Origin of the sequence: Bradyrhizobium yuanmingense, assembly GCF_029167105.1 — a bacterium.
Lineage (GTDB): Bacteria > Pseudomonadota > Alphaproteobacteria > Rhizobiales > Xanthobacteraceae > Bradyrhizobium > Bradyrhizobium yuanmingense_A.
In genome coordinates, this window is record NZ_JARFML010000005.1 from 268,874 (window position 1) to 282,716 (window position 13,843).

13 protein-coding genes are annotated in these 13,843 nt (G+C 64.5%); 5 read left to right on the top strand and 8 right to left on the bottom strand.

Annotated elements, in window-relative coordinates; all coding sequences use genetic code 11:
* Window positions 1-77: 77 nt before the first annotated feature.
* Complete coding sequence (locus tag P0R31_RS09390) at window positions 78-605, top strand: SH3 domain-containing protein (RefSeq protein WP_275513822.1); 528 nt, start codon at window positions 78-80, stop codon at window positions 603-605.
* A gap of 173 nt (window positions 606-778) precedes the next feature.
* On the opposite strand, the gene irrA is transcribed toward P0R31_RS09390, so the two are convergent.
* Window positions 779-1,267, bottom strand: coding sequence for an iron response transcriptional regulator IrrA (gene irrA / locus P0R31_RS09395; protein WP_036009037.1), 489 nt, complete (start codon window positions 1,265-1,267; stop codon window positions 779-781).
* A gap of 347 nt (window positions 1,268-1,614) precedes the next feature.
* Between irrA and fabA the strand changes: the two genes are divergently transcribed.
* From fabA to fabI, 3 genes are all read left to right on the top strand, one after another.
* Window positions 1,615-2,136 (top strand): bifunctional 3-hydroxydecanoyl-ACP dehydratase/trans-2-decenoyl-ACP isomerase, encoded by a 522-nt coding sequence (fabA, locus tag P0R31_RS09400; protein ID WP_275513823.1) that lies wholly within the window; start codon window positions 1,615-1,617, stop codon window positions 2,134-2,136.
* Between the two features lie 39 nt (window positions 2,137-2,175).
* Window positions 2,176-3,399 (top strand): beta-ketoacyl-ACP synthase I, encoded by a 1,224-nt coding sequence (fabB, locus tag P0R31_RS09405; protein WP_275513824.1) that lies wholly within the window; start codon window positions 2,176-2,178, stop codon window positions 3,397-3,399.
* A 175-nt stretch (window positions 3,400-3,574) separates the two neighbouring features.
* Window positions 3,575-4,372, top strand: coding sequence for an enoyl-ACP reductase FabI (gene fabI / locus P0R31_RS09410; protein ID WP_275513825.1), 798 nt, complete (start codon window positions 3,575-3,577; stop codon window positions 4,370-4,372).
* 129 nt (window positions 4,373-4,501) lie between these two features.
* Here fabI and P0R31_RS09415 read toward each other — a convergent pair whose 3' ends face one another.
* The 5 genes from P0R31_RS09415 to P0R31_RS09435 form a co-directional block, all read right to left on the bottom strand.
* Window positions 4,502-5,098 carry a glutathione S-transferase family protein gene (locus P0R31_RS09415; protein WP_275513826.1) on the bottom strand — a complete coding sequence of 199 codons (597 nt, stop codon included), beginning with the start codon at window positions 5,096-5,098 and terminating at the stop codon, window positions 4,502-4,504.
* A gap of 113 nt (window positions 5,099-5,211) precedes the next feature.
* Window positions 5,212-5,859, bottom strand: coding sequence for a hypothetical protein (locus tag P0R31_RS09420; protein WP_275513827.1), 648 nt, complete (start codon window positions 5,857-5,859; stop codon window positions 5,212-5,214).
* A 180-nt stretch (window positions 5,860-6,039) separates the two neighbouring features.
* Window positions 6,040-6,873 (bottom strand): hypothetical protein, encoded by an 834-nt coding sequence (locus P0R31_RS09425; protein WP_275513828.1) that lies wholly within the window; start codon window positions 6,871-6,873, stop codon window positions 6,040-6,042.
* 91 nt (window positions 6,874-6,964) lie between these two features.
* On the bottom strand, window positions 6,965-7,429 hold the full coding sequence (locus tag P0R31_RS09430) for a GNAT family N-acetyltransferase (RefSeq protein WP_275513829.1): 465 nt from the start codon (window positions 7,427-7,429) through the stop codon (window positions 6,965-6,967).
* Window positions 7,430-7,436: 7 nt separating this feature from the next.
* Window positions 7,437-8,363, bottom strand: coding sequence for a hydrogen peroxide-inducible genes activator (locus P0R31_RS09435; RefSeq protein WP_271543488.1), 927 nt, complete (start codon window positions 8,361-8,363; stop codon window positions 7,437-7,439).
* Window positions 8,364-8,477: 114 nt separating this feature from the next.
* On the opposite strand from P0R31_RS09435, the gene katG reads away from it, so the two are divergent.
* Entirely contained in the window at window positions 8,478-10,643 is a 2,166-nt protein-coding gene (katG, locus tag P0R31_RS09440) for a catalase/peroxidase HPI (RefSeq protein ID WP_275513830.1), read from the top strand.
* A 68-nt stretch (window positions 10,644-10,711) separates the two neighbouring features.
* On the opposite strand, the gene P0R31_RS09445 is transcribed toward katG, so the two are convergent.
* Both P0R31_RS09445 and pnp read right to left on the bottom strand, forming a co-directional pair.
* On the bottom strand, window positions 10,712-11,443 hold the full coding sequence (locus P0R31_RS09445; protein WP_275513831.1) for a superoxide dismutase: 732 nt from the start codon (window positions 11,441-11,443) through the stop codon (window positions 10,712-10,714).
* A 203-nt stretch (window positions 11,444-11,646) separates the two neighbouring features.
* The gene (pnp, locus tag P0R31_RS09450) at window positions 11,647-13,809 is read right to left on the bottom strand and encodes a polyribonucleotide nucleotidyltransferase (protein ID WP_275513832.1); all 2,163 of its coding nucleotides are present in this window, start codon (window positions 13,807-13,809) and stop codon (window positions 11,647-11,649) included.
* Window positions 13,810-13,843 lie beyond the last annotated feature (34 nt).

The following is a 13,843-nucleotide window of genomic DNA, read 5'->3' on the forward strand; positions in this document are numbered from 1 at the left end:
GGAGAAGGAGCGGGTGCGGCAGGGTTTGAAGTTGGGGTGAAGGTCCGGTCTGCCGGGTCCTTGAAGGAGACGGGTTGATGGCGTTGGGGCGTTTTTGTTGGGTGATGGCGCTCGTTTGCATGTGGTTGAGCGCCTCGGTCGACCCCTCGCATTCGAAGGACAATACCCCGCAGGCCAGCAGCGGCTTGCCGGTGCCGCGCTATGTCAGCCTCAAATCGGATCACGTGAACGTCCGCGCCGGCCCGACCAAGGACAACGACGTCGCCTGGGTCTACACCCGCGCCGGCCTGCCGGTCGAAATTACCGCCGAGTTCGAGAACTGGCGCCGGGTGCGCGATTCCGAGGGCGCCGAGGGCTGGGTCTATCATTCGCTGCTGTCGGGCCGCCGCACCGCCGTCGTCACCATGAAGCACAAGGACGACCTCGCCCCGATCTATGACCGGCCCGATCCCGACAGCGCGGTTGCGGCCAAGCTCCAGGCCGGCGTCGTCACCCAGGTCAAGAAATGCGCCGCAGGCTGGTGCCGCGTCATCGGCAATGGCTTCGACGGCTGGATCCAGCAGGAGCGCCTCTGGGGCGTCTATTCGGACGAGCAGGTCAACTGACGCAATTGGAGGGAGCTGTTGCTCCAGCGTCACGCCCGGGCTTGTCCCGGGCATCCACGACCTTTGCGCCTAGCCAAAAACGTGGATGGCCGGGACACAGGCGAGCACAAGCGACGCCGTCCTTTGGACGGCTATGCCCGGCCATGACGATCTCAGATCGATTTCAGTAAATCTCAGCGCTTCTTGCGCAGGCGCACGACCATGTCGATGCGGGAGATCTCGTAGCCCTCGGGCACCTCCGGCATCTTGGACAGCGCCAGATGCGGATCCTCGATGTCGACCAGCTCGTGGCTGTTCTCGAGATAATAGTGGTGGTGGGTGGTGACGTTGGTGTCGAAATAGGTCTTGGTGCCGTCGACGCTGACCTGGCGCAGCAGGCCGGCATCGGTGAGCTGGTTCAGCGTGTTGTAGACGGTCGCCAGCGACACCGGGACCTTGGCGAGGGTGGCTTCCTCGTAGAGCATTTCAGCCGTGAGGTGGCGTGCGCCCTTGCCGAACAGCAGCCAGCCCAGCGCCATGCGCTGGCGCGTCGGCCGCAACCCCGCGGACTGCAGCATTTCGTTGACGTCGTGCCAAGGACACCCGGTCAGCGCCGGCTGGCGGCCGGACAGGAGGGCCGCGGCATGGTCGTCGTCGTGTTGGGACGCGGTATTCTCGTTCATTTCCAAGATTTCGGGCACGCGTGAACAATATCTCTCTGTAACATAAGAAGAGAAAGATGCAGATGCAAGTTTCTCGCAACTAGAGACGTTCTAATCAGGCTTGGAACCGGTTGGGGAGCGCGTCATTTTACCTTCATCTCTGCGCTTTGCCACCCGAAATGGCCTGTGTTAGAGAGCGCGCGGTTCCGCTTAGCCGATTTTGGCGCAGCCGGGCATGGAGGCCCGGTCGGCAATCCATGCGAAGCTTGCGCAAGTCGCGGCCGGCGGTGGCGATTGGCGGTCCGATCGAGACGGGCCCATTTTCGCCAGGAACGCCGCTCAATCGGGATTTGAACAGAGGCTCGTGAATGCTGAACAGGCGCAACGGTTACGACTATGAAGATCTGCTGGCCTGTGCCCGCGGCGAGATGTTCGGCCCAGGCAACGCCCAGCTGCCGCTGCCGCCGATGCTGATGTTCGACCGCATCACCGACATCAACGACAATGGCGGCGAGTTCGGCAAGGGTCTGGTGCGCGCCGAGCTCGACGTGAAGCCCGACCTCTGGTTCTTCGGCTGCCATTTCAAGAACGATCCCGTCATGCCCGGCTGCCTCGGACTCGATGCGCTGTGGCAGATGGTCGGCTTCTACCTCGGCTGGAGCGGGGGGGAAGGCCGCGGCCGGGCGCTTGGCCTGAGCGAGCTGAAGTTCGGCGGCCAGGTGCTGACCGAGGCCCGCAAGGTTGTGTACAACGTCGACATCAAGCGCGTGATGCGTTCGAAGCTCGTGCTCGGCATCGCCGACGGGTGGCTTTCGGTCGATGACCAGATTATCTATCGCGCCAAGGATCTGAAGGTCGGCCTGTTCAAGCAGGGCACGAGCCTGGGCTGAGCGCATCACCACGAAGACAACGATTGAGGCGAGGCTGTCATGAGGCGGGTTGTGGTCACCGGGATGGGCATCGTCTCGTCGATCGGAAACAACACCCAGGAAGTGCTTGCGAGCCTTCACGAGGCGAAGTCGGGCATTTCGCGGGCTGAGAAATATGCCGAGCTCGGCTTCCGTTCGCAGGTGCAAGGCGAGCCGTCGCTCGATCCGTCGACGGTGGTCGACCGCCGCGCGATGCGCTTCCTCGGCCAGGGCGCGGCGTGGAATCACATCGCCATGGAGCAGGCGATCCAGGATTCCGGCCTGTCGCCCGACGAAGTCTCCAACATCCGCACCGGCATCATCATGGGCTCCGGCGGCCCCTCTGCGCGCACCATCGTCGAAGCCGCCGACATTACCCGCTCCAAGGGACCGAAGCGCGTCGGCCCGTTTGCGGTGCCGAAGGCGATGTCGTCCACGGCATCCGCGACGCTCGCGACCTGGTTCAAGATCAAGGGCGTGAACTATTCGATCTCCTCGGCCTGCGCGACCTCGAACCATTGCGTCGGCAATGCTTATGAGACCATCCAGATCGGCAAGCAGGACGTCATCTTCGCCGGCGGCTGCGAGGAGCTGGACTGGTCGCTGTCGGTGCTGTTCGACGCCATGGGCGCGATGTCCTCGAAGTACAACGACACGCCGGCCACAGCCTCGCGTCCCTACGATCTCAATCGCGACGGCTTCGTCATCGCCGGCGGCGCCGGCGTGCTGGTGCTGGAAGAGCTCGAGCATGCCAAGGCGCGCGGCGCGCGCATCTATGGCGAGGTGGTCGGCTATGGCGCGACCTCGGACGGCCACGACATGGTGGCGCCGTCGGGCGAAGGCGCCGAGCGCTGCATGCGCATGGCGATGTCGACGGTGAAGACCAAGGTCGACTACATCAACCCACACGCGACCTCGACGCCGGCCGGCGACCCGCCGGAGATCGAGGCGATCCGCAAAGTATTCGGCGTCGGCGAGAAGTGCCCGCCGATCTCGGCGACCAAGGCGCTGACCGGCCATTCGCTCGGCGCCACCGGCGTGCAGGAAGCGATCTATTCGCTGCTGATGATGAACAACGGCTTCGTCTGCGAGAGCGCGCACATCCAGGAGCTCGACCCGGTGTTCGCCGACATGCCGATCGTGCGCAAGCGCATCGACAATGCCAAGATCGGCACCGTGCTGTCGAACTCCTTCGGTTTCGGCGGCACCAATGCCACGCTGGTGTTCAGCCGGCTGGATGCGTGAGGCGTCGTCGACGCCTTCGTGATTTCTCGTCATGGCCGGGCTTGTCCCGCCTGCGCGGCCGAAGCCGCTTCGGCGAGGCGAAGGCCCGGCCATCCACGTCTTAGGTTCTGGCTGCAAAGGGCGTGGATGCCCGGGACGAGCCCGGGCATGACGAAGAGCGGAGAGTAATTTCGCAATGGACGGTTTGATGAAGGGCAAGCGCGGTCTGATCATGGGCATCGCCAATGATCATTCCATCGCGTGGGGCATGGCGCGGACGCTGCATGCCCACGGCGCCGAGCTTGCCTTCACCTTCCAGGGCGAGGCGCTCGGCAAGCGCGTCAAGCCGCTGGCGGAGCAGCTCGGCGTCGATCTGGTGCTGCCTTGCGATGTCGAGGACATCGCCAGCGTCGATGCCACCTTCGCGGTGCTCCGCGAAAAGTGGGGCGGGCTCGACTTCGTGATCCATGCGATCGGCTTTGCCGACAAGAACGAGCTGAAGGGCCGCTACGCCGACACCAGCCGCGAGAATTTTTCGCGCACCATGGTGATCTCCTGCTTCTCGTTCACGGAGGTCGCAAAGCGCGCCGCCGAGTTGATGACGGAAGGCGGCAGCATGATCACGCTGACCTTCGGCGCCTCGGAGCGCGCGATGCCGAACTACAACGTGATGGGCGTGGCCAAGGCGGCGCTGGAGGCTTCCGTGCGCTATCTCGCCGCCGATTTCGGACCGCGCGGCATCCGCGTCAATGCGATCTCCGCCGGCCCCATCCGCACCCTCGCCGGCTCCGGCATCGGCGAGGCCCGCGCCATGTTCGGCTTCATGCAGAAGCACGCGCCGCTCCGCCGCGGCGTCACGCTCGACGAGCTCGGCGGCTCGGCGCTGTATCTGCTGTCGGATCTGTCCGGCGGCGTGACCGGCGAGATCCATTATGTGGATTCGGGCTACAACGTCATCCTCATGCCGCGGCCGGATGATCTGAAGTCGGAATAGGATGCTTTCGTAGCTCGTGTAGGGTGGGCAAAGGCGCGCCCTTCGCGCCGTGCCCACGAGCTCTCAAGGATCGCCACGCAAGGTGGTGGGCACGCTTCGCTTTGCCCACCCTACAAATCCTGAGCTTGTCTATCCCGCCGCGATCTTTTCCGCGCGCTGGAACGCCGGCCGCGCCGTGCAGCGCGCGAGATAGGCGTCGAACGCGGGGCGGGACGGCACCATCTTGAACAGGCGTACCGCGAAATTCAGGCCGGCGCCGATCACGACGTCGGCGGCGGAAAATTCCTCGCCGAGAATCCATGGACCCTTCTCGAGCGCGGCTTCCAGCACGTCGAACACCTGCGTGGCGCTGCCCCAGGCCGCCGTCGAGGTCGGGATCTCGATCTTGGTGAAGATCTGGATGATGGCCGGCTCGATACAGCCTGGCGAGAAGAACAGCCATTGCAGATAGCGCGCGCGGCGCGGGTCGGTCACGGCGGGCGCGAGCTTGGTCTCGGGATAACGATCGGCGATGTAAGCGCAGATCGCGGCGGCTTCGCCGAGCGCCGCGTCGCCGTCGATCAGCGCCGGCACCTTGCCCATCGGGTTGATCCTCAGATAGTCCGGCGTCTTCTGCGCGCCGGTCGAGATGTCGGTCAGCACGCGCTCATAGGGCAGGCCGCTCTCCTCCATCAGCCAGAGCGTCGTGAACGAGCGCGAACGGGGCGACCAATAGAGCTTGATCATGGCGCGGACCTTTCATCGGCAGGAGCGAACAGGGCGGATTCATGCCGCGTTTGCTGCGCATCCGCAACGCACTACGCCTAGAGGGAAGGAACCTTCCGCGAGCGATATCTTGGTTAACGCGACGACGGCGATGGCGGACGTTGCAGCAGGGCCGGAAGCGTCTTGTCGAGGCTCTTGATCAGCATCGTCCGCACACCGTCGCGCAGCACAGTATTGTTGACAACTTCCGCAGGCTTTTCCGGAAACATCGCAGGATCCAGCTGCATCGAGGGGCCGCCAAGAAAATTGTGCGTCATCCGCTCGATATAGGTGTCCTCGGTCATCAAGGCCGGTGCCTCCTTGACGAGCTCGAAAGTCCGGCCGTCATAGATCCGGATGAGCATCATGGCGAAGAGATGCACGGGCCCGCCATAGGGGTATTGCGAGATGCCGATGCCGTATTCGCGCTGCGTTCCGCCGTGCCGGTGGACGACGAGGTAACGATCACAGCGGATCTTTGGCGCTAGAAATTGAACAAAGCCCTTCACGTCGGCTTCGGCGCGATAGAACCATGGATTCTGCTTCTGTCGGCCCCCGGACCTGAGTTCCTCGAGGGTGTAGGGGATCCTGCGGACGGCAATGCCGGGTGCGGCGGCACGAACGCGGGAGACGACGAGGTCGTCGAGCGCCCACGCCGCGACCGAAGTGCGCGTGTACTTGTCGAGAAACTTCAGGGGACCGAACTTCTCGACCATGAAGAGGTCGCCGGCGATCGGAATCACACCGATTTGGCACGGGCCACTTTCGGCAGGCTTGGTCGGGGCGACAGTTGCAGGTTTCCTTATGGCAGGCTTCGCTACCTCCGGCTTCGACGCAGGCTGTACCTGTCCGCCCGCCGGCGACAGCAGCGCATACGATACCAGAGCCGCAGCGAGAACGTTCATCGTCGCCCCCAGCGCGTTTCACTGCGCGAAGTAGGGCGGCAAGATCTTGTCGAGCCGCTCCGTCAGAAACTCGCGAATGTTGTCGCGTAGCGTGGTGCTGCTGGAGGCCTCGGCTGCCGCGGCCGGAAACAGGGAATTGTCTACTCTGCGAAGATGCTCGTCCTGCACGAAATTGTCGGCCATGCGCTTCATGACGCCTTCCAACGTCACACCGGGTCCCTTCCTGATTTCAAAGGTCTTGCCGTCGAATACGGTCACGCCGAGATAGGCGTACAGAAACGAATAATTGATGGGGCCTACGCCCCGGTTGAGAATGCCGAGTCCCCGGAGCGGGAGATTGGTTCCCGGCAGCATCCCCTCGCCGCGCGTGACGACGACATAGCGCTCGCAACCGGCATTGCCCGCGATCTGGCGGATCAGGTTCGAAAGCTCCTCGCGCTCGTTGCGAAACAGGCTGGGCTTCGGGTGGTAATAGGCATCGAACGCGCCATTGGCGTAGGTAATTCGCCGGAGCGGCGTGGCGCCCGCGGCGGCACGGACACGTGCGAAAACGAGATCATCAAGGCCCCAGGAAACCGGCACCTCCGCATATTCGTTGCCGAACACGGTGAGGCCGATCTTCTCGACGACGAACGGGTCCTGCGTCGCCGCAATCACGCCGATGCCGCAAGGGCCACTGCTTGCGGATTCCGCGGGCTTGGCCGGTGCCTTCGGCTTCGCCGCGGCCTTCTTGGCCGGCTTGGCCGGTGGTGCAGCTTGAGCCGAGGGCTGGGTCGTTGCGGGCGGGGTTTGTGCTGCCGCCGGAGTCAGAAAGGGCAGCAGGAGGAGCACCGAGGCAGCAATTCGAAACATGGATTCCAGGAGATCAGAGGCGGGAGGTCATCGGTCTCGCCACACTAGGTGGGGATCGTGACAACCGCAAGCTGCAGCGTGGGAACGGCGTCTATCCGGCAGGCTGCTGCCGCTTCCACCGATAACACTTCATCACGAACCCGTTCGACGGCTCGATCTCTTCCTTCTCGAGCAAAAAGCCTTCGCGCTCGTACCAGCGCCAGGCCTTCTCGTTCTCGCGGACGCAGCGCAGATACATCTCGTCGGGCATTTGCGTGCGCGTGAAGGCGAGCAATTGCCGGCCGATCGATTGGCCCTGATGGGCGGGTGCGACGAACAGCATGTCGAGATAGCGCTTCGGCAGATGCAGCGCCAGCATCGCGGCGATCGTGCCGCGATCGTCGGCGACGAACAGGCTCCAGCCGTTCTCGATCTCGCGCCTGATGCGCGCACGCAGGTTTGCCAGCAGGAAGTCGCTGGCTTCGGCGAGCCCGGTCGAGACCCAGCTCTCCATCCAGACGCGCCCGATCTCGTCATATTCATCCGCACGGGCGGGGCGGATGATCGGATGCGACATCAGCCGGTCAAGCCTTCTGGCTGCGCAGGGATTGCCGCGCGCGCACCTTGCCGGCCGACAGGCACACCACCTCGGAAATCTGCAGCAGCTGCCGCGCCAGCGGGCTGGTCTTGCGCCAGACCATGCCGATGGTGCGCGACGGCTCGGGGTCGCGGAAGCGCGCCAGCGAGACCGAGGCGGACCGCGTCTCCACCGGCACCGCCATCTCCGGGATCAGGGTGACGCCGATGCCGGCGCTGACCATCTGCACCAGCGTCGACAGCGAATTCGCATCCAGCATCTCGCGCGGCGGCGCGGCCTGCATGTTGCAGAACGACAGCGCCTGGTCGCGGAAACAGTGCCCCTCCTCGAGCAGCAGAAGCCGCATCTCGCGCATCATCTCGCGTGACGGCACCGGTGTGCCTTCATCGGCGCCCGGCCGCACCAGCAGAAATTTCTCCTCGAACAGCGCGACCTCGGTGAGCGATGGCTCCGACACCGGCAGCGCCACGATGGCGGTGTCGAGCCGTCCCTCCACCAGTTCCTGGATTAGCCGCGGCGTCATGGTCTCGCGCACGCGGATGTCGAGCTCCGGATGCATGCGCGTGAGATTCTTGGTGATCTTGGGCAGCAGGTAGGGCGCGATGGTCGGGATCATGCCGATGCGCAGGCGGCCGGCGAAGCGGTCCTGCGAAGCGCGCGCGAAATCGCCGAGCTCGTCGACCGAGCGCAGGATATCGCGGACCCGTTGCGCCAGCTCCTCGCCGAACCGGGTCAGCGCGACCTGGCGCGCGCTGCGCTCCAGCAGCAGGCCGCCCAGCGCCTCCTCCAGCTCCTTGATTTGCATCGACAGGGCCGGCTGCGAGATCGAGCAGGACTCGGCCGCGCGGCCGAAATGGCCGTGACGGGCCAGCGCATCGAAATACCGGAGCTGGCGCAGCGTCAGATTGATCATCAGAAAATCCTATCGCAGCGATCACTAAAGTCAACTTCCCCTGATAGGAGGCGGCGCTTAGAGTGGTTCTACCTGGTCAAGGGCGCGAGTTCGACGCCGCCAGAGGAGGTATTCATGGACGACACTTCGAAGTGCCCGTTTTCGGGCGGAAAACCCACGCGCACAAACCGCGATTGGTGGCCGACGCAGCTCAACATCGAGGTGCTGCACAAGAATTCGGACAAGTCCGATCCGATGGACAAGGACTTCGATTACGCCAAGGAGTTCAAGTCGCTCGACCTGAATGCGGTCATCAAGGACCTGACCGCCCTGATGACGGATTCGCAGGAATGGTGGCCGGCCGACTTCGGTCATTACGGCGGCCTGATGATCCGCATGGCCTGGCACAGCGCGGGCACCTACCGCATCACCGACGGCCGCGGTGGCGCCGGCGCCGGTCAGCAGCGCTTCGCCCCGCTCAACTCCTGGCCCGACAACGCCAACCTCGACAAGGCCCGCCGTCTGCTGTGGCCGATCAAGCAGAAATATGGCCGCAAGATTTCCTGGGCCGATCTGATGGTGCTCGCCGGCAACGTCGCGCTGGAATCGATGGGCTTCAAGACCTTCGGTTTTGCGGGCGGCCGCGCCGACGTCTGGGAGCCGGAAGAGCTCTATTGGGGCCCGGAAGGCACCTGGCTCGGCGATGAGCGCTACAGCGGCGAACGCCAGCTCGCCGAGCCGCTCGGCGCGGTGCAGATGGGCCTCATCTACGTCAATCCGGAAGGTCCGAACGGCAAGCCGGATCCGGTCGCCGCGGCCAAGGACATCCGCGAGACCTTCTTCCGCATGGCGATGAACGACGAGGAGACCGTCGCGCTGATCGCCGGCGGCCACACTTTCGGCAAGACCCATGGCGCAGGCGATCCCTCGCTGGTCGGCCCGGAGCCGGAAGCCGGCGCACTGGAAGATCAGGGCCTCGGCTGGAAGAGCAAGCACGCTTCGGGCCTTGCGGGTGATTCCATCACCAGCGGCCTCGAGGTGACCTGGACGACGACGCCGACGAAGTGGAGCAACAACTTCTTCGAAAACCTGTTCAAGTACGAATGGGAGCTGACCAAGAGCCCGGGCGGTGCGAACCAGTGGACGGCGAAGGATGCCGACGCCGTCATTCCTGACGCCTTCGACAAGTCGAAGAAGCATCGGCCGACCATGCTGACGACCGACCTGTCGCTGCGCTTCGATCCCGCCTACGAGAAGATCTCGCGGCGCTTCCTCGAGCACCCGGATCAGTTCGCGGACGCCTTCGCCCGCGCCTGGTTCAAGCTCACCCATCGCGACATGGGTCCGATCCAGCGCTATCTCGGCCCGCTGGTGCCGAAGGAGACGCTGATCTGGCAGGATCCGATTCCGGCCCTGAACCACGAGGTGGTCGGCGAGCAGGACATCGCTTCGCTGAAGAGCAAGATCCTGGCTTCGGGCCTGTCGGTGTCCGAGCTGGTCTCGACCGCCTGGGCGTCGGCCTCGACGTTCCGCGGCTCGGACAAGCGCGGCGGCGCCAACGGCGCGCGCATCCGCCTTGCTCCGCAGAAGGACTGGGAGGTGAACGACCCGGCCCAGCTCGCCAAGGTGCTCGGCAAGCTCGAAGCGATCCAGAAGGACTTCAACGCCTCATCCGGCGCGAAGAAGGTCTCGCTCGCGGATTTGATCGTGCTCGGCGGCACCGCGGCGGTCGAGAAGGCCGCCAAGGATGCCGGCGTCGAGGTCAAGGTCGGCTTCACGCCGGGCCGCATGGACGCCTCGCAGGAGCAGACGGACGCGGCCTCGTTCGCACCGCTGGAGCCGCGGGCCGATGGTTTCCGCAACTACATCGCCAAGCGGCATCAGTTCATGCAGCAGGAGGAAGCGCTGGTCGATCGCGCGCAGCTGCTCAGGCTCACCGGCCCCGAGATGACGGTGCTGGTCGGCGGCCTGCGTGTGCTCGGTGCCAACGCGAACGGCTCGAAGCACGGCGTGCTCACCACCAAGGTGGGAACGCTGAGCAACGACTTCTTCGTCAACCTGCTCGACATGAGCGCGCAGTGGACGGCCGCTGCCGACGGCACCTACGAGGCACGCGACCGCAAGACCAATGCGGTGAAGTGGACCGGCACCCGCGCCGATCTCATCTTCGGCGCGCACTCGCAGCTCCGCGCCTTCGCCGAGGTCTATGCCACCTCGGACTCCAAGGAGAAGTTCGTCAAGGACTTCGCCAAGGCCTGGACCAAGGTGATGAACCTCGATCGCTTCGACCTCGCGGCGTGAGGCCGATCAGCATGCAAGCGATGAAGGGCGGCCGAGAGGCCGCCCTTTTTTCATGTCTCGGATCGGCGTTACACGTCGAGTGTGCCGGCCTTCGCGGCAGCGTAGCGCTCGCCCACGACCTTCCAGTTCAACGTGTTCCACCATGCCTTGAGATAATCGGCGCGGCGGTTCTGGTAGTTCAAGTAATAGGCGTGCTCCCAGACGTCGTTACCGAGCAGCGCCCGCTTGCCGTCCATCATCGGATTGTCCTGATTGGGCCTTGTCTCGATTGCGAGCTTGCCGTCATTGGTGACGGTCACGAACACCCAGCCCGAGCCGAACACGCGCCCGCCGGCAGCATTGAAGTCCGTTTGCAATTTCTCCATGCCACCGAGATCGCTGTCGATCGCGGCGAGCAGGGCACCTTCCGGCTTGCGGCCGTTCGGTCCCATGATCTGCCAGAACATCGTGTGGTTGGCGTGGCCGCCCATGTTGTTGCGGACGCCAGTGCGGATCGCGTCGGGAACGGCGCCGAGATTGCCGAGCACCTCGCCGATCGGCTTTCCCGCGATCTGCGGATTGTCCTTGGCGAAATTGTTCAGGTTGGTGACGAACGCCTGATGATGGCGGTCGTGGTGGATCTCCATCGTCTTGGCATCGATATGCGGTTCCAGCGCATTCGCCGGATAGGCCAAAGGATCGAGCTTGAACGGCCCTGCGGACGCCGCGGCGGCTTGCGCAAACGCCATGCGCGGGGCAGCGGCAGCCGCGACGAGGCCGGTTGCAGTGAACATGAGGCGGCGCCGGGATATGGACGTCATTTGGTTCTCCTGTCTTGGGACGATCCGCTGATGAGGCGTACGGCGGTACGATAGTTACGCAACACCAACCATTCCGGGTTTCAATCGCGGTCAATCCGACGCTGCGACGGAAACGCGCACGGCCTGCGATGATGCAGGCGGCACGGCAAAGAAAAAGGGCGGCCTCTCGGCCGCCCTTCGGGTTTCCGGACTGTCGCGAGGCCTTACTCGCCGGCGGCTTCGCGCGGGGCCTTCTCGCCCTCGCCGCCCTTGTCCTTGCCTTCGAGGTCTTCGCCCGTGGTCTGGTCGACCACCTTCATCGACAGGCGGGTCTTGCCGCGGTCGTCGAAGCCGAGCAGCTTGACCTTGACCTTGTCGCCTTCCTTGACGACGTCGGAGGTCTTCTGCACGCGGTTGGCCGCGAGCTGGCTGATGTGGACGAGACCATCCTTGGAACCGAAGAAGTTCACGAAGGCGCCGAACTCCATCACCTTGACGACGGTGCCGTCATAGATCTGGCCGACTTCCGGATCGGACGCGATCGACTTGATCCACTTGATCGCCGCCTTCATCGCCTCGCCGTCGCTGGAGGCGACCTTCACGGTGCCGTCATCCTCGATGTTGACCTTGGCGCCGGTCTTCTCGACGATCTCGCGGATCACCTTGCCGCCGGTGCCGATCACTTCGCGGATCTTGTCGGTGGCGATCTTGAAGGTCTCGATGCGCGGCGCGTATTCGCCGAGCTCGGCGCGGGCCGCGGTGAGGGCCTTGGCCATCTCGCCGAGGATATGGATGCGGCCGTCCTTGGCCTGAGCCAGCGCGACCTTCATGATCTCTTCGGTGATGCCCTCGATCTTGATGTCCATCTGGAGCGAGGTGATGCCCGCTTCCGTGCCGGCGACCTTGAAGTCCATGTCGCCGAGATGGTCCTCGTCGCCGAGGATGTCCGAGAGAACCGCAAAGCGCTTGTCTTCGAGGATCAGGCCCATCGCGATGCCCGCGGTCGGCCGCTTCAGCGGCACGCCCGCATCCATCAGCGCCAGCGAGGCGCCGCAGACCGAAGCCATCGAGGACGAGCCGTTGGACTCGGTGATCTCCGACACCACGCGCGTGGTGTAGGGGAATTCATGGTGCGGCGGCAGCACCGGACGAATCGCGCGCCAGGCCAGCTTGCCGTGGCCGATCTCGCGGCGCTTGGTGCCGCCGAGGCGGCCGGTCTCGCCGACCGAATAGGGCGGGAAGTTGTAGTGCAGCAGGAACGTTTCCTTGTACGTCCCGGACAGCGCGTCGATGTACTGCTCGTCCTCGCCGGTGCCGAGCGTGGTCACGACCATCGCCTGGGTCTCGCCGCGGGTGAACAGCGCCGAGCCGTGGGCGCGGGGCAGCACGCCGACTTCGGCGACGATGTTGCGCACCGTCTTGCTGTCGCGGCCGTCAATGCGCTTGCCGGTGTCGAGGATGTTCCAGCGGACGATCTTGGCTTCCAGCTCCTTGAACACGCCGGCGACGCGCAGCTTGTCGTATTGCGGCTCCTGGCCTTCGGGGAAGTAGTGGGCCATCACCTTTTCCTTGACCTTGCCGACCGCGGCGTAGCGATCCTGCTTGACCGGAATGGCGTAGGCGGCGCGCAACTCCTGCTCGACCAGGCCGAGCATTTCCTTCTCGAGCGCCGCATTGTCGATGACAGTGACTTCGCGCGGCTCCTTCGCAGCCTTCTCGGCGAGGTCGATGATCGCGTTGATGACCGGCTGGAAGTGGCGGTGACCGAACATCACGGCGCCGAGCATGATGTCTTCGTTGAGCTCCTTGGCCTCCGATTCGACCATCAGCACGGCGTCGGCGGTGCCGGCGACGACGAGGTCGAGCTGGGTGTCGACCATCTCGTCGAGCGTCGGATTGAGGATGAATTCGTCGTTGGCAAAGCCGACGCGCGCGGCGCCGATCGGGCCTTTGAAGGGGGTGCCGGACAGCGTCAGCGCCGCGGAAGCCGCGACCAATGCGACGATGTCGGGATCGTTCTCCATGTCGTGCGACAGCACGGTGACGATCACTTGGGTCTCGTTGCGCCAGCCGTCGACGAACAGCGGGCGGATCGGTCGGTCGATCAGGCGGGAGACCAGCGTCTCCTTCTCGGTCGGACGGCCCTCGCGCTTGAAATAGCCGCCGGGAATGCGGCCCGCAGCGTAGGCCTTTTCCTGGTAATCGACGGTCAGCGGCAGGAAGTCGACGCCTTCGCGCGGCGCCTTCGCCGCGACGACGGTGGCGAGCACCACGGTCTCGCCATAGGTGGCGACGACGGCGCCGTCGGCCTGGCGGGCGATCTTGCCGGTTTCGAGCTTGAGTGGGCGTCCGCCCCAGTCGATTTCGACTGAATGCTTATTGAACATAGAGGTCTTCTTTCATGGGTTCTCGAAAGAAGGG